The 19,040-nt window shown below is 66.1% G+C and carries 20 protein-coding genes; 8 read left to right on the top strand and 12 right to left on the bottom strand.

The features are described 5' to 3' along the window. Position 1: 1 nt before the first annotated feature. Positions 2-883: an alpha/beta fold hydrolase gene (locus AC07PE_RS09685; protein WP_498763623.1), complete on the bottom strand. Its 882-nt coding sequence runs from the start codon at positions 881-883 to the stop codon at positions 2-4. A gap of 251 nt (positions 884-1,134) precedes the next feature. Here AC07PE_RS09685 and AC07PE_RS09680 point away from each other — a divergent pair, with 251 nt between their 5' ends. Together AC07PE_RS09680 and AC07PE_RS09675 are read left to right on the top strand one after the other, a co-directional pair. Continuing rightward, positions 1,135-1,929 (top strand): 3-hydroxybutyrate dehydrogenase, encoded by a 795-nt coding sequence (locus AC07PE_RS09680; RefSeq protein ID WP_498764749.1) that lies wholly within the window; start codon positions 1,135-1,137, stop codon positions 1,927-1,929. A 108-nt stretch (positions 1,930-2,037) separates the two neighbouring features. After that, positions 2,038-2,418 (top strand): hypothetical protein, encoded by a 381-nt coding sequence (locus AC07PE_RS09675; RefSeq protein ID WP_498763621.1) that lies wholly within the window; start codon positions 2,038-2,040, stop codon positions 2,416-2,418. On the opposite strand, the gene AC07PE_RS09670 is transcribed toward AC07PE_RS09675, so the two are convergent. Further along, positions 2,415-2,978: a hypothetical protein gene (locus AC07PE_RS09670; protein WP_498763619.1), complete on the bottom strand. Its 564-nt coding sequence runs from the start codon at positions 2,976-2,978 to the stop codon at positions 2,415-2,417. The genes AC07PE_RS09675 and AC07PE_RS09670 overlap by 4 nt on opposite strands. 103 nt (positions 2,979-3,081) lie before the next feature. On the opposite strand from AC07PE_RS09670, the gene AC07PE_RS09665 reads away from it, so the two are divergent. The 3 genes from AC07PE_RS09665 (at position 3,082) to AC07PE_RS09655 (ending at position 6,873) form a co-directional block, all read left to right on the top strand. Next, positions 3,082-4,383: a metal-dependent hydrolase family protein gene (locus AC07PE_RS09665; protein ID WP_498763617.1), complete on the top strand. Its 1,302-nt coding sequence runs from the start codon at positions 3,082-3,084 to the stop codon at positions 4,381-4,383. Between the two features lie 141 nt (positions 4,384-4,524). Continuing rightward, positions 4,525-5,829: a dicarboxylate/amino acid:cation symporter gene (locus tag AC07PE_RS09660; protein WP_498764747.1), complete on the top strand. Its 1,305-nt coding sequence runs from the start codon at positions 4,525-4,527 to the stop codon at positions 5,827-5,829. A gap of 75 nt (positions 5,830-5,904) precedes the next feature. Beyond that, the gene (locus AC07PE_RS09655; RefSeq protein WP_498763615.1) at positions 5,905-6,873 is read left to right on the top strand and encodes an HDOD domain-containing protein; all 969 of its coding nucleotides are present in this window, start codon (positions 5,905-5,907) and stop codon (positions 6,871-6,873) included. Between the two features lie 4 nt (positions 6,874-6,877). Here the strand turns inward: AC07PE_RS09655 and AC07PE_RS09650 are convergent, their stop codons facing one another. From AC07PE_RS09650 to AC07PE_RS09640, 3 genes are all read right to left on the bottom strand, one after another. Then, positions 6,878-8,668, bottom strand: coding sequence for an ABCB family ABC transporter ATP-binding protein/permease (locus tag AC07PE_RS09650; protein ID WP_498763613.1), 1,791 nt, complete (start codon positions 8,666-8,668; stop codon positions 6,878-6,880). A 92-nt stretch (positions 8,669-8,760) separates the two neighbouring features. Beyond that, complete coding sequence (locus tag AC07PE_RS09645; RefSeq protein WP_498763611.1) at positions 8,761-9,561, bottom strand: SIMPL domain-containing protein; 801 nt, start codon at positions 9,559-9,561, stop codon at positions 8,761-8,763. Positions 9,562-9,582: 21 nt separating this feature from the next. Continuing rightward, positions 9,583-11,961, bottom strand: a complete 2,379-nt coding sequence (locus tag AC07PE_RS09640; protein ID WP_498763610.1) for an ABC transporter permease — start codon at positions 11,959-11,961, stop codon at positions 9,583-9,585. A gap of 149 nt (positions 11,962-12,110) precedes the next feature. Between AC07PE_RS09640 and AC07PE_RS09635 the strand changes: the two genes are divergently transcribed. Both AC07PE_RS09635 and AC07PE_RS09630 read left to right on the top strand, forming a co-directional pair. Next, entirely contained in the window at positions 12,111-12,497 is a 387-nt protein-coding gene (locus AC07PE_RS09635) for a BlaI/MecI/CopY family transcriptional regulator (protein ID WP_498763609.1), read from the top strand. Beyond that, the gene (locus AC07PE_RS09630) at positions 12,494-13,771 is read left to right on the top strand and encodes a TonB family protein (protein ID WP_498763608.1); all 1,278 of its coding nucleotides are present in this window, start codon (positions 12,494-12,496) and stop codon (positions 13,769-13,771) included. The genes AC07PE_RS09635 and AC07PE_RS09630 overlap by 4 nt, the downstream gene beginning before the upstream one ends. Before the next feature lie 42 nt (positions 13,772-13,813). On the opposite strand, the gene AC07PE_RS09625 is transcribed toward AC07PE_RS09630, so the two are convergent. Continuing rightward, positions 13,814-14,464: a CoA transferase subunit B gene (locus AC07PE_RS09625; protein ID WP_498763607.1), complete on the bottom strand. Its 651-nt coding sequence runs from the start codon at positions 14,462-14,464 to the stop codon at positions 13,814-13,816. A gap of 17 nt (positions 14,465-14,481) precedes the next feature. After that, positions 14,482-15,180: a CoA transferase subunit A gene (locus AC07PE_RS09620; protein ID WP_498763606.1), complete on the bottom strand. Its 699-nt coding sequence runs from the start codon at positions 15,178-15,180 to the stop codon at positions 14,482-14,484. Positions 15,181-15,349: 169 nt separating this feature from the next. On the opposite strand from AC07PE_RS09620, the gene AC07PE_RS09615 reads away from it, so the two are divergent. Beyond that, the gene (locus AC07PE_RS09615) at positions 15,350-15,880 is read left to right on the top strand and encodes a LuxR C-terminal-related transcriptional regulator (RefSeq protein ID WP_498763605.1); all 531 of its coding nucleotides are present in this window, start codon (positions 15,350-15,352) and stop codon (positions 15,878-15,880) included. Positions 15,881-15,891: 11 nt separating this feature from the next. Here AC07PE_RS09615 and AC07PE_RS09610 read toward each other — a convergent pair whose 3' ends face one another. From AC07PE_RS09610 to AC07PE_RS09590, 5 genes are all read right to left on the bottom strand, one after another. Then, positions 15,892-16,425, bottom strand: a complete 534-nt coding sequence (locus AC07PE_RS09610; RefSeq protein ID WP_498763603.1) for a hypothetical protein — start codon at positions 16,423-16,425, stop codon at positions 15,892-15,894. Between the two features lie 11 nt (positions 16,426-16,436). Beyond that, positions 16,437-16,934 (bottom strand): hypothetical protein, encoded by a 498-nt coding sequence (locus AC07PE_RS09605; RefSeq protein WP_498763601.1) that lies wholly within the window; start codon positions 16,932-16,934, stop codon positions 16,437-16,439. Positions 16,935-17,005: 71 nt separating this feature from the next. Further along, positions 17,006-17,443, bottom strand: a complete 438-nt coding sequence (locus AC07PE_RS09600) for an acyl-CoA thioesterase (protein ID WP_498763599.1) — start codon at positions 17,441-17,443, stop codon at positions 17,006-17,008. A gap of 40 nt (positions 17,444-17,483) precedes the next feature. Beyond that, a complete protein-coding gene (locus AC07PE_RS09595) occupies positions 17,484-18,242 on the bottom strand; it encodes an alpha/beta fold hydrolase (RefSeq protein ID WP_498763597.1) in 759 nt (252 codons plus the stop codon). Beyond that, entirely contained in the window at positions 18,239-19,015 is a 777-nt protein-coding gene (locus AC07PE_RS09590; RefSeq protein ID WP_498763595.1) for an SDR family oxidoreductase, read from the bottom strand. The genes AC07PE_RS09595 and AC07PE_RS09590 overlap by 4 nt, the downstream gene beginning before the upstream one ends. Positions 19,016-19,040 lie beyond the last annotated feature (25 nt).

Raw genomic sequence — 19,040 nt, 5'->3', positions numbered from 1 at the left:
TTTACTTATTTAATAAAAAATCTCTGACGATCCCGATCTGGTGCGCATGCATCAGGGTCGGCGCGTGGCCGACACCGGGAATCTCGGCCAGCTGCGGCTTCGGCCCGCGCCGCGTCATCTCTTCGGCCGTCGCGCGCGACAGCAGGTCGGACAGCTCGCCGCGGATCAGCAATGTCGGGCAGCGGATCGCATCGAAGGCGCCCCACAGTGCGGCCTGGTCCTGCTCGGCGCGTTCGGGCGTGATCGCGGCGAAGGGCTTGGCCAGGCCAAGGTCGTAATGGCGCACCCAGGCGCCGCCGGGCTCCTGCACCAGCACGTCGGCGGCCAGCTTGTTCCACTCTTCGTCGCTGTGCGGGCCGAAGGAGGCGGACACCTCCTTCACGAAGCGCGCGCCTTCCTCGAAGCTGGCGAAGCGCACGTCCTGGCCGATGTACTCGCCGATGCGCGCCATCGCAGCCCCGTCCAGCACCGGGCCGATATCGTTCAGCACCAGGCGGTGGATCGGGCTGCCCTCGAGCGAGGCCAGGATCATGCCGATCAGGCCGCCCATCGAGGTGCCGACCCAGTGCACCGTGCCTTCGTCATTGTTCGCGGTGGCGCGCGCGATCAGGGTCACCATGTCGGCCACGTACTGCGGCACCACGTACAGGTGCGGGTCGCGCAGCCGCTCCGAGCGGCCGCGCCCGACCACGTCCGGACACACCACGCGATAGCGGTCGCTCATGGCGCGCGCCAGCGCATCGAAATCGTCGGCCACGCGGGTCACGCCGTGTACGCACACCAGTACCTGCGGATTGGCGGGATCGCCCCACTCCTTGTAGGCCATGCGGTGCAGGCCGGCCGGCGAACTGCATTGCACGCTCTTCAGCCTCGGTTCGCCCATGCCTTCCCTCCCTTACTCTTCGATGTCTTAAACGGCCGCCAACATTTTAACCGGCGAAGCGATTAGAATTCTACCAAGTCCGGCCGATCAAGAGTGGCTGACACAAGCTTCAGGGCAAGGCGCCTCGTCGAAGACAGTACGAAAGTACGGCGAGACGAGGCAACGCTGCCATGGAGCTTGTATCAGGCACTCTGGACCGACACAGCACTCCAATCCACTTAATCAGAGATGAGGAAGCAATGAATTCGACTATGCAGTCAGCCATACTCCGCGGCAAGACCGCCCTCGTGACCGGTTCGACCTCGGGCATCGGCCTCGGCATCGCGCGCGCGCTGGCCGAACAGGGCGCGAATATCGTGTTCAACGGCTTCGGCGACGCCCAGCAGATCGAGAAGCTGTACACCGACATCGGCCAGGAATTCGGCGTGCGCACCGCTTACCACAACGCCGACATGTCCAAGCCGGACCAGATCGAAGCCATGATGGCCTTCGCGGCCGAGAAGTTCGGCGGCGTCGACATCCTCGTCAACAACGCCGGCATCCAGCACGTCGCCAACGTCGAAGAATTCCCGGCCGAGAAGTGGGACGCCATCATCGCCATCAACCTGACCTCGGCCTTCCACACCAGCCGCCTGGCCCTGCCCGGCATGAAGCAGAAGAACTGGGGCCGCATCATCAACCTGGCCTCGGTGCACGGCCTGGTCGGATCAAGCGGCAAATCGGCCTACGTCGCGGCCAAGCACGGCCTGGTCGGCTTCACCAAGGTCACCGCGCTGGAAAACGCCCACACCGGCGTCACCTGCAATGCGATCTGCCCGGGCTGGGTGCTGACCCCGCTGGTGCAGAAGCAGGTCGACGACCGCGCCGCCCGCGACGGCGTCTCGAACGAGCAGGCCAAGAAGGCCCTGCTGAGCGAGAAGCAGCCGTCCGGCGAATTCGTCACCCCCGAAGAACTGGGCGCGCTGGCCGTGTTTTTCTGCTCGCCGGCCGCCGACCAGGTGCGCGGCGTGGCCTGGAACATGGACGGCGGCTGGGCCGCACAGTAATCCTTCCTCACTCCTGAAACGGCCGGAGACGCGCGAATTTGAAGCCGACGCAAGTACGCGTTTCATGGCATGCTAACGGCCTTCACAACGCACGAAAGCAGCAACACCATGACGCAGCGCCTCGACGAACAGGACTTGCAGGACGTCTGCCTGGACCTGGCCCGGGTGGTGCTGGCCGCCGGCCACTCCCAGGTCTCGAACGACATCCTCGAGACCCTGGCCGACCGCTTCCACCGCGAAGTGATCGACTTCGCACCGGGCATCGCGCGCGCGGGACGCGATCCGAACCTGCTCACGCGCGCCGTCCACTACCTGATCGACGCCCACGCCCTGCCCCTGATGGGCACGGACATGGAGTGGTTCCGGCAGGCGCTGGTGTGCTTGGTGGAGCTGGCCGTGCCGGGGATTGCGCTCTCTAGCAAGGGTGGCGCCTTCCTGCGCGACGTGCAGGTGGGGATCGAGCAGTCGCTGGGGGATCTGGAGGGCTAGCGCGCCGGCGCTTCGGTCTTGTGCAGCTCGTCGAGCGCCTGCCGGTACTGGCGGGATGCCTTGAGCCTGTCCATGTAGCGGATGCTGCGGCGCTTGTCCATGCCGATGTCGTAGGTCAGGCTGCCGCGCGCCCCGCAATGCGTCCAGCAGCTCGACTCGCCGTCTGCGCCATCGCGGTCGGTCAGCGTCAATTTGTCTTTCTCGATACCGACCCTGAGCACGCAGGGCGCGTGTCCCTCGAGCGGCGGTTCCGGGTCGTGGTAGACGAACTTGCCGCTCTCGAAGCGCGCCATGCCGTAGATCTGGCACTGGTGACCGTTATAGAACTCGAGGTCGGCGCGCACGTAGATGTGGTCCGCATCGAAAGGCACGATCTCGATCACGTCTTCGGCCTGGTAGGCTTCGTCGGCCTTGCCCGGCACGACGACGCCGCTCATGAAGCGGTGCTTGTAGACGCCGGCCATCTTGTCCATCAGTTGCTGCGCCTCCTGGGCGCCGGCGGCGAACGGCAGACTGAGCACCGCGCAGCCGGCCAGCAGGATGAGTTCTCGTAGTTTCATAGGCGCCAGCATACGCCGCCGGATGGCCGCAAAGCTCGCCAATTCTCACTTTCGGCGGCTATGATGGCGTCTTCCATTTCATAATGACAAGAGGAAGACCCCCATGCGGATCCGCGCCAGGCAGCTCGCCATTTCCATCGCCACCGCCCTCGCCAGCTTCATCGGCGCCCAGGCCGCACCCCAGCTCCCGCCACCCGGTCCGGTCCTGATCACCGCGGACAAGGTCTGGACCGGCGACGGCGCCCCGCACCAGGGTTGGAGCTTGCTGGTGGCGCAAGGCCGCATCCAGGCCGTCGGCCCGGCGGACAAGATGACGGTCCCAAGCGACGCCGAGCGCATCGACCTGCCCGGCAAGACCCTGATCCCCGGCCTGATCGACCTGCACTCGCACGTCCTGCTGCACCCGTATAACGAAACCACCTGGGACGATCAGGTGATCAAGGAGGCGCCGGCCTACCGCATCGCGCTGGCCGTGCGTCATGCCGCCGACACCCTGCAGGCCGGCTTCACCACCCTGCGCGACCTCGGCACCGAAGGCGTCGACTACGCCGATGTCGGCGTCAAGCGCGCCATCGAGGAAGGCCAGGTGCCGGGCCCGCGCCTGCTGGTGGCCACGCGCGCCATCGTCGCCACCGCCAGCTATGGCCCGGCCGAGCGCAGCTACCGCCCGGACATGGAGATTCCCTATGGCGCCCAGCAGGCCACCGGCGTCGACGAAGCGACCAAGGCGGTACGCGAGCAGTCCTCGCATGGCGCCGACTGGATCAAGTTCTACGCCGACTACCGCACCGGCATCGACGGCAGCACCCGCCCCACCTTCACCCTGGAAGAGATGAAGGCGATGGTGGCGGCCGCCCATGTCACGGGACGCAAGGTGGCGGCCCACGCCAGCAGCGACGATGCGATCCGCCTGGCCGTGCTGGCCGGCGTCGACACGATCGAGCATGGTTACGGCGCCAGCGAAGCCACGTTCAAGTTAATGGTGGAACGCCGCACCGCCTACGTGCCGACCCTGACGGCGCCGGAAGCGGTCGGCGAATACTTCCAGAAGCACGTGCGCGGCGGTACGCCGACGCCGGGGATGCAGGAAGCGGCGCGCGCCTTCCGCCTGGCGCACAAGCTGGGCGTGATCATCGGCAACGGCAGCGACGTCGGCGTGTTTACCCACGGCACCAACGAGCGCGAGCTGGAGTGGATGGTGCGCCTGGGCATGACGCCGACCGAGGCACTGCGCGCGGCAACCACCGTCGCCGCCGGCATCCTCGGCAAGAAGGACCTGGGCGCGCTGCAGGCCGGCAGCCTGGCCGACGTGGTCGCGGTCGAGGGCGATCCGACCGCCGACATCGCGGCGCTGCGCAAGGTCGGCTTCGTCATGAAAGGCGGCACCGTCTATCGCCGCCCGTGAGCGCGAACAGGCAATCGGGCGAGGCCTGACATTCAGAAAGCGTAGGATGGGTTATATGCGCCGGCGTTGCGGTTTTCCACAATAGATGGCGCAGATATTTTCAGTAATGATGACGGCACTATCATTAGCTCATGAAGCCTGATCATGAAAAAACCATTCTATAAAGTACTGTATATCCAGGTCTTGTTCGCGATTATCGTCGGTGTCCTGCTGGGCATCTTCGATCCGGGCCTGGCCACTGCGATGAAGCCTTTGGGAGACGGCTTCGTCAAACTGATCAAGATGATCATCGCACCGGTGATCTTCTGTACCGTCGTCGCCGGTATTGCCGGCATGCAGGACATGAAAAAGGTCGGCCGCGTCGGCGGCAAGGCCCTGATCTACTTCGAAATCGTGTCGACCTTCGCGCTGGCGATCGGCCTGATCGTCGCCAACGTCATCAAACCGGGCGCCGGCTTCAACGTCAACCCGGCCACCATCGACACCCACTCGATCGCCCAGTACACCGACAAGACCAAGGCGCTGACCACGACCGACTTCCTGATGAACATCATCCCGAATACCTTCGTGGATGCGTTCGCTAAGGGTGAGATCCTGCAAGTGCTGCTGATCGCGATCCTGTGCGGCTTTGCGCTGTCGATGATGGGCGAGCGCGGCCGTCCGATTACCCGCGGCATCGAAACCCTGTCGCACATGATCTTCGGCGTGGTGAACATCATCATGAAGGCAGCCCCGATCGGCGCCTTCGGTGCGATGGCCTTCACCATCGGCAAGTACGGCGTGAAGTCGCTGATCCCGCTGGCCTCGCTGGTCGGTTCCTTCTACCTGACCTGCTTCCTGTTCATCGTGATCGTTCTCGGCGCCATCGCCCGCTGGACCGGCTTCTCGATCTTCCGCTACCTGGCCTACATCAAGGAAGAGCTGCTGATCGTGCTGGGCACGAGCTCGTCGGAAAGCGCGCTGCCGGCCATCATGCGCAAGCTGGAAAAGCTGGGCTGCCCGAAATCGGTGGTGGGCCTGGTGGTTCCGACCGGCTACTCCTTCAACCTGGACGGCACCAACATCTACATGACGATGGCGGCCCTGTTCGTGGCCCAGGCAACCAACACCGAGCTGACGCTGACCCAGGAACTGACCATCCTGCTGGTGGCCATGCTGACCTCGAAGGGCGCGTCCGGCATCACCGGCGCCGGCTTCATCACCCTGGCCGCAACGCTGGCCGTGGTGCCGACCATCCCGGTGGCGGGCATGACCCTGATCCTGGGCATCGACAAGTTCATGAGCGAATGCCGCGCCCTGACCAACATCATCGGCAACGGCGTCGCCACCATCGTCGTGTCGAAGTGGGAAGGCGAGCTCGACAAGGAGCGCCTGACCGCCGAGCTGAGGAATCCGAGCGTCGACGAAGGTTCGCTGCGCACCGAAGCAATGCACGAGACCGCCTGAGTCCTTTCGGCTTGAGTCTCCTCGTTCAGACGCCGGGTTCGCCCGGCGTCTTTTTTTGCGGTTAGAATCCATCCTATGAAGAATTGGATCAATCGCTTGCGTGGCGGATCGGACAACGCACCCGCCACCGCTGCCGTCCCGGCCGCCACAGCCGAGGAACAGGCCGCCGACGTCACGGCCGAAATCGAGGCCACCTATTACCGCTGGCTGACGGCGGCGCGCGGCTACGACGCGCCCGACGAGGTGGAAACCCGCATCCTCGACGAAGTCCGGATCATCGGCCTGCAGCCCGGCGAAGCGGCCGGCCTGGTGCCGCGCGTGCCCGAAGCGATTCCCAAACTGCTGGCCAGCCTGAGCGACGACGACGCTTCCGTGCCCGAGCTGGCACGCCAGGTCGCGCAGGACGTGGTGCTGGTGGCGGAAGTCATCCGCGAAGCCAACAGCGCGTACTACCGCCCTATCGCCCCGGTAAAAAACGTCGAGGCGGCCATCATGATGCTCGGCCAGAACGGCTTGCGCATGCTGCTGGCGCGCATCGCCTTCCGTCCCCTCATCAATATGCAGGCCAACGGCTTCGCGCGCGAGGCCGCGCCCCAGGTCTGGAACCAGTCGGTCAGCTGCGCCCTCGCCGCCAGCCTGATGGCGCCGGGCCTGAGCACCGGCGTGTTCGAGGCCTACCTGGCCGGCCTGATGCAGAACGTCGGCCTGGTGGTGGCCTTCCGCCTGGCCGACCGCGTCTGCAGCGACGGCCGCATACCGGGCTCCAGTGCCTTCGGCGCCCGCCTGCTGTCCAGCAGCCGCCAGCTGTCCTCCGCCATCGCGGCGCACTGGAACTTCCCGGCGGAAGTCACGCAGGCCATCGCCCACGCCGGCAACCCGGGTGCGGACCACCTGGCCGAAGCCTTGGCCCAGGGCGACCGCATCGCCAAGCTGCGCATGCTGATCGACGCCGGGGTGGTGGGCGAAGACGACAGCCTGGTGACGGAGGGCCTGGACAACTTCCAGCGGCGGTGTTTAGGCAAGCTGGCCAAGCTGGAAGGCTGAGCGCTCACGGCGCCTGCGCCGCCTGTTGTTGCAGTAACCACAACTGCGCGTAGGCGCCCTCCTGCGCCAGCAGCTCCGCATGGGTGCCGCGCTCGACGATGCGGCCGTTTTCCATGACGATGATGGCGTCGGCATTCACGATGGTCGACAGCCGGTGCGCGATGATCAGGGTGGTGCGGTTGCGCGCCAGCCTTTCCAGTTCCTGCGTGATCGCGTGCTCGGACACCGAATCGAGCGCCGAGGTGGCCTCGTCGAAGATCAGGATGGGCGGATTCTTCAAAATGGCGCGGGCGATGCCGATGCGCTGCCTCTCGCCGCCCGAAAACATCACGCCGCGCTCGCCCACCGGGCTGTCGTAACCCTCCGGCAGGGCCGAGATCAATTCGTCCAGCTGCGCGGCCCTGGCCGCCGCCACCACCTCTTCCCTGCCGGCGCTGATGCGCGCATAGGCGATGTTGTTGCCGATCGTGTCATTGAACAGCGCCGCGTCCTGGGGCACCACGCCGATCGCGCGGCGCACGCTGGAGGGGCTGCGGTGGCGGATGTCCTGGCCGTCGATCATCACGCGGCCCGAATTCGGGTCGTACAGCCGCAGCAGCAGCCGCGCCAGGGTCGACTTGCCGGAACCGCTGCGCCCGACCACCGCCAGGGTGGTGCCGGGCGGGATGCGGAAGCTGACGTCAAACAGCACTGGCCGCTCGGGATCGTAATGAAAGCTGACGTGTTCGAACACGACCTCGCCGGCGCCGGGATGCAGGACCGGCGCATCGGGCGGATCGGGTATTTCCGGGCACTCGCGCAGCAGGTCGAACAGGCGCTCGGCATTGACGCGGGCGTCGCGCGCCTCGCGGTAGACGAAGCCGAGGGCGTTCAGCGGCAGGCAGACCTGCAGCGCGTAGGCATTGATCAGCACCAGGTCGCCCACGCTCATGCGGTGGTCCATCACGGCCTTGCCGGCGAACAGCATGATGGCGGCGACGCCGATAGCGATCACGAAGCTCTGCCCCACGTGCAGGGTGAACAGGGCACGCTGGTTGCCGATCCCGGCCAGCAGCCAGTGGTCCATGATGCTTGAAAACTTGCGGCCCTCGTAGGCCTCGTTGCTGAAGTACTTGACGGTGTCGGCATTGATCAGGCTGTCCGCCAGCTGGCCCTTGGCGCGCGAGTCCAGCTTGTTCACGCGCCGCTGGTAAATGGTCCGCCTGGCGGTGAACACCAGGGTGAAGCCGGCGTAGGCGAAGAAGGTGGCGACGATGATCGCGGAAAACGCGGGATGGTAGCGGCGCAGCATGATGGCCAGCACGAGGCCGATCTCGACCAGGGTCGGGACGATGGTGAATAGCCCGACACCCAGCAGGAAGGCGATGCCGTTGGTGCCGCGGTCGATGTCCGGCAGCAGACTGCCGACCTGGCGCCGGGCGTGAAAGCGCGGCCCAAGCGCATGCAGGTGGGCGAAGGTCTTTTGCGCGAAGCTGGAGACCGTACTGAGCGTCACGCGCGCGAACAGCAGGTCGCGCCATTCGTTGAACAGGGTCGAGGCGAAGCGCAGCAAGGCATACCCGGCCAGCAGGTAGATGGGCAGGCGCGCCGGCAGCGAAGGCTGGGAAAAGGCGTCGATGATGCGCTTGAGCACCAGCGGCACCGCCACCGTGGCGATCTTGGCGACGATCAGCAGCAGCACCGAGGCGCCGATGCGCCAGCGGTAATGCTTCGTGACTTCCCACAGCTCGGCGGCGAAGGGACGCCGCGGGCCGGGTGAGTCGGGATCGTCGACGGTGTCTGCGTTGGAAGCCATGGCCTCGGTCCGGGGTGATAGTACTTGGACCGGGCATGGCGGATTTGGGTCGCGGCGCGCGCCTGAGCCGCCTCAAGCGCGCGCCGGACCGGTCATGGCCGCCTGGCCGCCGGCGCCTTCGCGGCCGGACCGTTCTCGAGACGGTAGACGACGTCCACCGACTGGCCGAGCTTGAGCGCCTGCACCGTCAGGAAGGTGTCCCGGTCGATCTCGTCCGCGCGCTGATTCCCGGTGCGGCGGCCGGCACGCGGCGCCTTGAACTCTTCGCGCTCCAGGCCCAGGCGCGTGCCGAGCTTCTTGAGCGCATCGGTCGTCATCGCCATGGCCGGACCGAGGCGGCGCCCGGAAGCAGTAGCCATCACTTCGGCCCGGCGGCGCGCGTCCACGATCGCCTCGGCCACGAGTTCGTCGTTGGCCTTGTCCATCGTGTTGAGATCGAAGTCCGCGGCAAAGCTGTCCACATTCGGCTTGCCCAGCACGCCGCCCGCCAGGCGCGCCCAGTTGGCGACATTGCGCACGTTGATCTTCACGGCGGCGCTCAATTCGTACACCGCGGCGCCGTTCGGCGCATGTTCCTTGCGCACGCCCTGGCGCACATCGCTCACCACCATGTCCTCCGGATCGACGCTCAGTTCCTGCATCAGGGCGCGGATCTCGGCCACCCTGGCTTCGATCACGGCACGTGCGGCGGCCGGATCGGCGTCCGCCGCGATGATCTGGAAGTCGAGCGCGGCGATGTCCGGCATTTCGACCCGGAAGGAAGTGCCGACCACGTGCACGAAAGGATAGTCGGGAATGGTCGAGGCCACGGCGGGGGTGATCGGCAAGGCCAGCGCACCGGCAGCCAGGAAACTCGCGACAAGGATGGGCAGGAAAGGCTTCAGTTTAAGCATGGACACTCCATCGTTAAGAAATCATTGATCGCGCAGGGCCAGCGCCGGCGAGACCCGCATCGCCGCCACCGCCTGGCGCACACAGCCGGCCAGGGCGACCGCGCCGACGCCGGCACAGGCCAGCACCAGCGGCCACCAGCCCAACGGCGCGCGTTCGACGAAGCCGGCGAGGTAGCGCTCGGTCCACAGCCAGGCCGGCCCCAGCGCCAGCAGTGCGCCGACGGCCAGCAGCGCCAGCCATTCGCGCAGCACCAGCAGGCCGATGTGGCGCGGCGTGGCCCCATGCAGCTTGCGCAGTACGAATTCGCGGGCGCGGCGGCGGATCGTGTAGCTCGACAATACGTAGATGCCGAAGCAGGCCAGCGCCGTCGCCACCACGGCGGCAAGGGCCAGCAGCCTGGCCTGGCGCAGATCGTCGGCGTAATTGCTGGCGAAGACGGCAGACGCGCTCTCGATATTCGGTGCATCGTTGGGGAAGTGGCGCACCCACAGCGTCTCGATGGCGGCGCGCGCCTCCGGCAGCGCGCCGCGCACGCGCACGGTCAGCACGCCGCCGTTCTCATTCTGCAGATACATGATCGGCCCGGGTTTCTCGCGCAAGGTGGTGAAGCGCAGGTCAGGCGCGATGCCGATCACGCGCCTCTTCTTGTCGACGATCTGGCCGACCGCCGCTTCCGGCGTGGCGAAGCCAAGCGCGTAGGCGGCGCGCGCATTCAGCACCACGCCCTCTTCGCCCTCGCGCGAAAACAGCCGGCCGGCCAGCGGGCGCAGGCCGAACACCTGGAAGAAGTTGGCGCCGACCTTCTTGCCTTCGATCGGCAGGGTGCTGCCGTCGCGCATGCTGACGGAAAGGGTGATCGTGACCTCGTCGCGGCCGATCGCTTCCGACATCGCGGTCACGCCCTCGACCGTGGGCAGGCGCGCCAGTTCGGCCTGGAAGGCGTGCGCCGCGCTGCCCGTGTCCGCGCCGCGCTGGCCAGGCAGTTCCAGCACCAGCTGCGACGATGGATCGAAGCCAGGGTCAGCCTGGCTGGCATAGTGCGCCTGCCACCATACGGACAGGCTGGCGGCCACCAGCCCGATCGCGGCCGCGAACTGCGCCACCGTCAGGATGCGGCGCAGGCGCACGCCTTCGACGGTCTCGCCGTCACGCCCGCCGAGGGCCACGCTGGCCGGCACGCGGGCCGCCAGCCAGGCCGGATACAGACCGGACAGCAAGCCGGTCCCGATGCCGATCGCGGCCATGAGGGCCCAGGCCCCGGGCCCGAAGGCGGCGGCCAGCGGCACCCCGACCAGCTCGGAAAACAGGGGCATGCTCAGCCAGGCCAGCAGCCCGCCAAGCAGGGTCGAGCCGGCGCCCACCAGCAGCGCCTCGGCCGCGAACTGGCCGGCCAGGCCAGCGCCGGAGATGCCGAGCGTCTTGCGCACCGCAATCTCGCGCCGGCGCGCGACGGTGCGCACCGCCGCCAGGTTCACGTAATTCGTGGCCGCCAGCACCAGGATCAGCACGCCCAGCAGGGCCAGGCCAGCGATTGCCGCCGGGTTGCCGTTGTCCGACGCGTTACCGCTGGCCGCCATGTCCTGGTCGAAATAGATCCTGGACAGCGGCGTCACGCCGACACTCGTCAAGGGCTTGGGCCGGCCCTCTCGAAGCGATACCGGCAAGCTGGCGTCGCGCTCGGCGGCCACCATGTGTTCCAGCGCCGCCTGCAGTTGCGCGGCCGTGACGCCCGGCGCCGGCCGCAGGTAGAGGCTGTGGCGCCGGAACCAGGCGTCCTGATTGGACTTGGGCGGCGGATCCCAGCTATGCACGCCCTTGCCGAGCAAGGCGCCGAAGGCCGGGCTGGTGTTTGCCGGCGGTTCGGCGACGATGGCGCGCACGACGAAGGGGCTGCCTGCAATCGTCAGCACCTTGCCGAGCGCATCGGGCGTACCGAACAGGCGCTCGGCTTCGCTGCGGCTCAGCACCAGGGCGTCGGGGCGGCCCAGCGCGGCGTCGGCATCACCGGCAATCGCGCGCAGGCCGAAGAAGGACAGGTAATTCGCGTCGGCCACGGACACCTTGAGCTGCACGAAACGCTGCTGGACCCGTGCGCCGACCAGTTGCGACCTGGCGCTGGTCGCCGTGCTCGCCAGCCCGGCGGCGACCGCCCTGCCCGCCAGCGGCGCCGGCCCGCTCGCGCCCCAGCTCGCGCGCGGGAAGAGGTTGCGGCGCTCCTTGACGACGTAGATCTCGTCGGCGGCGGCGATGGCGTCGTTGTAGGTCCAGGCGTAGCGGACCAGCCCGAACAGCAGGAAGCAGGCGGCCAGCGCCACCGCCAAACCAAGCACGGCAACGGCGGAATAAACGGGCTCGCGGGCCAGCAGGCGCCATGCCAGGCGCATGTTTCGCAGATCCATCGGCATCCTCGAAGAAGTAGACAATGCTGTCTATGCTATGCCGGTTATGCTCCGTCCGGCAATAGCGTTTCGACAAATATTTTTGTAGACAGTCCAATCTAGAAGGGATAGTCTACGCGGGCGACCCGTCCGCTTTAAGAGAATCCACCATGGCCAAGTCCCCTGCCCCATCCAAGCCGACCCCGGCTGAACTCGACCTGCTGCAGGTGCTGTGGCCGCTAGGCTCCGGCACCGCGCGCCAGGTACACGACGAGATCCTGAAGACCCGCCCGGACGTGACTTACGCCACCGTGCTGCGCCTGATGCAGATCATGCATGCCAAGGGTTTGCTGATCCGCGACGAGAGCGAACGGTCTCACGTGTATGCGCCGGCCCAGGCCCAGGAATCGCTGCAAACCAATCTGCTGAAGGACCTGATGCAGCGCGCCTTCTCTGGCTCGGCCAAGGCGCTGGTGCTGGCTGCACTCAAATCCGGTATCTCGAAGAAGGAAAGAGAGGAAATCGAAGAGCTGCTGAAGGGCGAGGACAAGCAATGAGCGCCCCGGCCCTGATTGGCGCCATCGGCTGGACCCTGGTCCATTTCGTCTGGCAAGGCGCCCTGCTCGGCTGCGCCGTGGCCGTGGTCCTCACGCTTCTACGCAATGCGCGACCCGAAACGCGGTATGCGGTGGCCTGCCTGGGCCTGCTGCTCTGCCTGGCGTGGCCTGCGGTCGACCTCGCGTTGCTGCTGCAGGCCGGGCCGGGCATGGGCGGCGGCAAGTTGCTCGGTGGCGGCGCCGGCGCCATCGCGGCCGCGCCGGATGCGGCCGGGCTGCTGCCCTGGCTCGGCCGGAACCTGGGCTGGATCGTCGCCCTGTGGGCGGGCTGCGCCGGTGCGCTGACCCTGCGCATGGCGGTCGGCCTGCTGTGGATCGGCCGCGCTGCGCGCATCCAGGCCATCGATCCTGCCTGGCAGGAGCGCCTGTCGCGCCTGGCCGAACGTTGCGGTCTCGGCCGCGAAGTGCGGCTGCGTGTCGTCGACGGCCTGGCCAGTCCGATCACGGCCGGCTGGTGGCGCCCGGTGGTGCTGGTGCCGGCCAGCCTGGTCGCCGGCATGCCGCCGCAGTTGCTCGAGGCCCTGCTGGCCCATGAACTCGGCCACGTGCGGCGCCACGACTACCTCGTCAACCTGCTGCAGAACGTGATCGAGACTTTATTGTTCTACCACCCGGCCGTGTGGTGGCTGTCGCGCCGCATCCGCGCCGAGCGCGAACAGATCGCCGACGACTTCGCCGCCTACCACCTGGGCGAGCCGCGCCGCCTGGCGCTGGCGCTGTCGGAGTTGGAAAAGCTGCAGTTTTCCAGCCACCACCTGGCCCAGGCCGCGAATGGCGGCGACCTGATGGGCCGCATCCGCCGCCTGCTGCGCCCGGACGTCCAGGCGCTGAACTGGAAGGCGGCGATCCCGGTACTGGGCCTGGCCGTGGTATGCGCCGCCAGCGCGCATGCGCCGATGGTGCATGCCGACCGTAGCACAGCCGCAAAACAGAAGAACCACAGCCCGGCAGTCGTGAATTTCTCGAGCTGCCGCAAGCCGAACTACCCGAAGGACGACCTCGCCGCGGGGCATACGGGCACGGTCACGCTCGGCTTCATGCTCGACGAGCAAGGCACGGTGCTGGACGCATTCGTCAAGAAGTCGAGCGGCCACGCCGGCCTGGACGAGGCTGCGCGCGGCGCCCTGGCCTTGTGCAGCTTCCGTCCCGCACGCGAAGACGGCGTGCCCGTCAGGAGCATGCAACCTGTCCAGTACGTCTGGACTCTGGAATGAAAAAAGCCGCCATCGAGGCGGCTTTTCTCCGATAGCGCCTGCTTAGACTGCGGAGACGTCCAGCTCCGCCGTCGTCGCCTCGACTACTTGCTCCTTGGTCACGCCCGGCGCCAGCTCCACCAGCTTGAGGCCGGTATCGGTGACGTCGATCACGCCCATGTCGGTGATGATGCGGTCGACCACGCCCACGCCGGTCAGCGGCAGGTCGCACTTCTTGAGGATCTTGTGGCTGGTCGAGCCGTCCTTGGCGGTGGCGACGTGTTCCATCAGCACCACCACGCGCTTGACGCCGGCCACCAGGTCCATCGCCCCGCCCATGCCCTTGACCATTTTGCCCGGGATCATCCAGTTGGCCAGGTCACCCTTTTCCGAGACCTGCATCGCGCCCAGGATTGCCAGGTTGATCTTGCCGCCGCGGATCATGCCGAAGGAATCGGCCGAGCTGAAGTACGCTGCGCCCGGCAGCGCCGTCACGGTCTGCTTGCCGGCATTGATCAGGTCGGCGTCGACTTCCGCGTCCGTCGGGAAGGGGCCGATGCCCAGCAAGCCGTTTTCCGACTGCAGGAACACTTCCACGTCCTTGGGGACGTAGTTCGCCACCAGGGTCGGCAAGCCGATGCCCAGGTTCACGTAGAAGCCGTCCTGCAGTTCCTTTGCCGCGCGCGCGGCCATTTCATCACGAGTCCATGCCATGTTCGATTCTCCTGGTCTTAGCTTGCGCGCACGGTGCGCTGTTCGATGCGCTTTTCCGGCGTCGGGTTGTGAACGATGCGGTGCACGAAGATGCTGGGCAGGTGCACCTGGTCCGGATCGATCTCGCCGGTCTCGACCAGTTGTTCCACTTCGACGATGCAGACCTTGCCGGCGGTGGCGACGTTCGGGTTAAAGTTGCGCGAAGTCTTGCGGAACACCAGGTTGCCGGCGCGGTCGGCCTTCCAGGCCTTGACCAGGGCGACGTCGGGATTCAACGCGCGTTCCATCACGTACATTTCACCGTCGAACTCGCGGGTCTCCTTGCCCTCGGCGACGATGGTGCCGTAGCCGGTCTTGGTGAAGAAGGCCGGGATGCCGGCGCCGCCGGCGCGCAGCTTCTCGGCCAGCGTGCCCTGCGGCGTGAATTCGAGCTCGAGCTCGCCTGCCAGGTACTGGCGCGCGAACTCCTTGTTTTCGCCGACGTAGGACGCGACCATCTTCTTGATCTGGCGCGTGGTCAGCAGCTGGCCGAGACCGAAATCGTCGACGCCGGCATTGTTCGAGATGGCGGTCAGGTTCTTGACGCCGGAATCGCGCAGCGCCAGGATCAGCGCCTCCGGAATGCCGCACAGGCCGAAGCCGCCCACGGCGATGGTCTGGCCGTCCTGGACGACGCCCTCGAGCGCGGACCGCGCATCTGGATAAACTTTATTCATACCCGTCCCTTTAGTAAGTGATCTGTACAGCAGAGTAGAATTCGAGAATAAAATAGCGCCCTGCAAAGCACAATACCGTAGAACTACCGGCCCGCCCGGACCGCGGAGACAAAGAAGTGGAGAAGTAAGCTTGCCTCAGACGACAGCATCATACGCCATCGATTACGAGATGATTTTCCAGCATGCGCCGGTCGGCATGTGCATCTCGGTCAATCGGATCATCCAGGCCTGCAACCACACGCTGGCCGACATGTTCGGCTACGACTGCGCCCACCTGAACGGCAAATCCTTCGAGGTGCTGTACCCGACCGAGGACGAGTTCCTGCGCACCGGCGACCGCATCGTCCCCATCATGAACGCCAAGGGCCGCTATTCGGACGAGCGCATCATGCGCCGCGCCAACGGCGAACTGTTCTGGTGCCACGTGACGGGCCGGGCAATCGATCCGAAAGAACCGCTGGGCGCCGGCATCTGGACCTTCGAGGATGTCAGCGAGAAGCGCCCGGTGACGGCCGCGCTGACCCCGCGCGAACGCGAGATCGCCGCCCTGCTGGTCGAGGGCAAGACCAGCAAGGTGATCGCGCGCGAGACCGACTTGTCGCCGCGCACGGTGGAGATGCACCGGGCCAAGCTGATGAAGAAGTTTTCGGCGTCGACTTCTTCCGAGCTGGTGCACAAGCTGGTGGGTGTGGCGCGCTGACCAGCGCGCCTTCAATCACGTTCGGTGCAGTCGTACATGTCAAGAGGGGCATTCGCGACCTTCCTGCATTTGAGCGGCAGGTTCACGGCGTCGGGGTTGGTATCGAAAAACCGGGAAACCGAGGACATCGCGAATGTCGTGGCGCCGTGGCAGCTGCTGCTACGTGCTTGTGGGCATCCGTACGTGATCGACACGGATAAATCCGAAATCGCGTGATCATATGCGCCGGAGATGGACGGATTTTCGTTGTCCAACACCTGGTTCGTCGTGCTGGCAATGGTATCTCCAGCCTTGTTCTTGACAACGAGATGGGTGTAGTAAGGCACAAGCCAGGAATCCTTCACAAGCAATCGCTTGGGGAAACGCAGTTCGATCGACGATTCCTTATACCTGTGAATTTTGAAAGCAATTTTCCTGCTCTTCATTTCGGCACTGGTGAGTTCCACATGATCGGGTGGCGGCGGTATCGCCTTCGCCGTGCCGAAAACCATCAAGGCAAGAAAAAGAAAAACCGGCCCGATCCGCCGATGCAGCGTCGCTTGCATGGCCGCTCCCCCTAGCGCCGCACGCCCAGGCGCGCGAGCACTTCGTCCAGTTCTACCAGTTCGGCGTCGCCCGGGCTTGACGCCGGCACGCCCCTGAACTTCCACAAGCGCTTGGGATCGACGAACTGCTTGCCGTCGCGTTCGATGACGGCCGCCCAGCCTATCCTGCCCGATTCTTCGACGACGACGACCGGCCCGCTGGCCGCCGCGAAGTAGGGTCCGAATTCGCCACTGCGCGCCTTGAATTGCCGCGTCACGGCGGATTCACCGACAAGCGGCTGGTCGACCTTGAACTCCATGATCTCGCAGGCGCCGTTGCGGGAGATGCATACGCTCCGCGAACCGTCGGCATTTTCCGTTATCAACGCCGGGCAGATGGGTGGGCAGTTCGGGGTGCCCGACGGTTCCAGGGTCAGGCGCTGGACGTGGCCCAGGAGCAGGTTGGCCTCCGCGGCGGCCAAAGGGCCGGCGCCGAGCAGGATCGCGGCAAGCAAGGCGGATTTCATCATCGGTGTCGTCCCGGTTTGTTTTGACACGCCATCCTACCCGAGCCGGGCAGCCTGAAAATCCTCGAATTGTCTCAAGCCTCGACGGCCGGCAGCTGGCTCCTGATCCGATCCGGCAGCGCCACCGATTTCTCGGCCTGGAAATCGATCCACACCACCTTGCCTCCACCGTGGGCATACACGGTGTCGGCCTTGCCATCCTCGTCCACCAGGCTGATCTCGTGCGTGACTTCGAAGCTCGAGCGTCCCGGCGCGCCGGCATAGGTGCGGACTTCGATCTCGCCCGGGTACTTGAGCTGCTTGATGAAGGTGCAGTAGGCGGTGACGATCACCGGGCCCTCGCCCTTGGCGTCGAACTTGCCGTTCAGGTCTTCCAGGAAGGCGATCCGGCCGGTTTCCATGTAGCGGAAATAGATCGTGTTGTTGACGTGGCCCAGCACGTCCATGTCGCCCCAGCGGATGGCCTGGCGCATGGTGTGCATCAGCTTGCGGTTGTTCGTTGCGTCGTTCATTGTTGCCTGCTTCTTTTGAAAAAACAGGCATTGTAGTGCCTCAGCCGGCGCGGTGCAGGTCTCCTTGCCCCCGTACGATAAAGTCGACGATGCCGCAGAAGGCCGCCGGATCCTCCAGCATCATCATGTGTCCGGCCTTCGGCTGCACCAGGCTCTGCGAGGCCAGCGCCAGCACCCATTCGGGGATGTCCCAGCCGGCCGCCGACAGCTCGCCGCCCAGCAGGTAGAGCGGCACCCCGGTGCCGAGCACGCGGCGCACGCCCTCCAGATACGAAGGCGAGCCGGTCACCTCGAGCACCGAGCGCGCCATCGCCTGGATGGTCGAGTAAGGCTGATTTTCCAGGACCTCGCGCGTCATGGCGATGCGCTCGTCGCTGGCCTCGATGCCTATTCTCTCCAGCCAAGCCGCCGGGTCGTCTTCCATGGCACCGTATTCGTCGGCCCAGTCGGCCTCCGGCATGGGCGCGATGCGCGAGCACCAGAATGCGTCCTTGAGCGTGAAATTGCCCTCCACGCTGATCAAGCCGCGCACCAGTTCCGGCGCCTGCTCCGCCGCCAGCATCATGACGGCGCCGCCGACGCTGTGGCCGAGCAGCCAGGCCGGCTCGCCGACTTCCTCGCGCAGCACGCGCGCGACCTCGTCGGCCTGCGCGTGCAGGTCGATGCCGACGTCCACGCTGCGGTTCGCGCCATAGCCGAGCAGGTCGGGCGTGCGCACGTCCAGGCCGGCCAGGTAATGCTGCGGTTCGTAATAGCTGCCGGAACCGAGCAGGCCGTGGACGATGACCAGCGCCGTCATTGCGCCGTCATGCCATCGTCGGCCGTGATGATGGTGCCGTTGATGAAGTGGGCTTCCTCGGCCGCCAGCAGCAGGAGCAGGCCGTCGAGGTCTTCCGGCTTGCCGATGCGGCGGCGCGGCAGCATCTCGATCAGCTTCTTGCCCTGCTCGGAGTCGAAGTAGTCCTCGTTCATCTCGGTGGCGATGTAGCCGGGGCAGATGGCGTTGACGTTGATGCCGTAGCGACCCCACTCCACCGCCATGGCCTTGGTCATCTGCACCACGCCGGCCTTGCTCATGCAGTAGACGCCGATCTGCGGCAGCACGCGCAAGCCCGCCACCGAGGCGATGTTGACGATGCGGTGCTGTTTTTTCGGATCGCCTTTCGCGCGCTGGATCATGCGCTTGGCGCACTGCTGGGCCATGAAGAAGGCGCCGCGCAGATTGGTGTCCATGATGTAGTTGTAGTCTTCCTCGGTGACGTCCAGCAGGCGCTGGGTGGTCGACACGCCCGAGTTGTTGACGAGGATGTCGATCGGGCCCGCCTCGGTCTCGGCGTGGGCGATTGCCGCCTTGATGCTGGCGAGGTCGGTGACGTCCAGCGCCACCACGTGGGCGGCGCCACCGTCCGCCTCGATCTCCGCGCGCAGTTCCTTCAGGCGCTCGATGCGGCGCGAAGCCAGCACCACTTGCGCCCCAGCCCCGGCCAGGGCCTTCGCGAAGCGCGCGCCCAATCCGCTGGACGCGCCGGTCACCATTGCGATCTTGCCTTCGAAATTGACTTCTATGCCCACGTTTTCGCTCCTGTCCTCAGTCTCA

It is taken from the genome of Telluria sp. GW821-FHT07G12, assembly GCF_059418525.1.
The sequence above is the reverse complement of the archived record's forward strand: the minus strand, read 5'-3'. Positions and strand labels throughout refer to the sequence as shown.

Coding starts and splice junctions, on each gene's coding strand:
- AC07PE_RS09615 (WP_498763605.1), top strand. CDS start 15,350: ATGATTTTCCAGCATGCGCCGGTCGGCATGTGCATCTCGGTCAATCGG.
- AC07PE_RS09680 (WP_498764749.1), top strand. CDS start 1,135: ATGCAGTCAGCCATACTCCGCGGCAAGACCGCCCTCGTGACCGGTTCG.
- AC07PE_RS09665 (WP_498763617.1), top strand. CDS start 3,082: ATGCGGATCCGCGCCAGGCAGCTCGCCATTTCCATCGCCACCGCCCTC.
- AC07PE_RS09685 (WP_498763623.1), bottom strand. CDS start 883: ATGGGCGAACCGAGGCTGAAGAGCGTGCAATGCAGTTCGCCGGCCGGC.
- AC07PE_RS09610 (WP_498763603.1), bottom strand. CDS start 16,425: ATGCAAGCGACGCTGCATCGGCGGATCGGGCCGGTTTTTCTTTTTCTT.
- AC07PE_RS09620 (WP_498763606.1), bottom strand. CDS start 15,180: ATGAATAAAGTTTATCCAGATGCGCGGTCCGCGCTCGAGGGCGTCGTC.
- AC07PE_RS09650 (WP_498763613.1), bottom strand. CDS start 8,668: ATGGCTTCCAACGCAGACACCGTCGACGATCCCGACTCACCCGGCCCG.
- AC07PE_RS09625 (WP_498763607.1), bottom strand. CDS start 14,464: ATGGCATGGACTCGTGATGAAATGGCCGCGCGCGCGGCAAAGGAACTG.
- AC07PE_RS09645 (WP_498763611.1), bottom strand. CDS start 9,561: ATGCTTAAACTGAAGCCTTTCCTGCCCATCCTTGTCGCGAGTTTCCTG.
- AC07PE_RS09655 (WP_498763615.1), top strand. CDS start 5,905: ATGAAGAATTGGATCAATCGCTTGCGTGGCGGATCGGACAACGCACCC.
- AC07PE_RS09635 (WP_498763609.1), top strand. CDS start 12,111: ATGGCCAAGTCCCCTGCCCCATCCAAGCCGACCCCGGCTGAACTCGAC.
- AC07PE_RS09675 (WP_498763621.1), top strand. CDS start 2,038: ATGACGCAGCGCCTCGACGAACAGGACTTGCAGGACGTCTGCCTGGAC.
- AC07PE_RS09670 (WP_498763619.1), bottom strand. CDS start 2,978: ATGAAACTACGAGAACTCATCCTGCTGGCCGGCTGCGCGGTGCTCAGT.
- AC07PE_RS09595 (WP_498763597.1), bottom strand. CDS start 18,242: ATGACGGCGCTGGTCATCGTCCACGGCCTGCTCGGTTCCGGCAGCTAT.
- AC07PE_RS09605 (WP_498763601.1), bottom strand. CDS start 16,934: ATGATGAAATCCGCCTTGCTTGCCGCGATCCTGCTCGGCGCCGGCCCT.
- AC07PE_RS09600 (WP_498763599.1), bottom strand. CDS start 17,443: ATGAACGACGCAACGAACAACCGCAAGCTGATGCACACCATGCGCCAG.
- AC07PE_RS09640 (WP_498763610.1), bottom strand. CDS start 11,961: ATGGATCTGCGAAACATGCGCCTGGCATGGCGCCTGCTGGCCCGCGAG.
- AC07PE_RS09630 (WP_498763608.1), top strand. CDS start 12,494: ATGAGCGCCCCGGCCCTGATTGGCGCCATCGGCTGGACCCTGGTCCAT.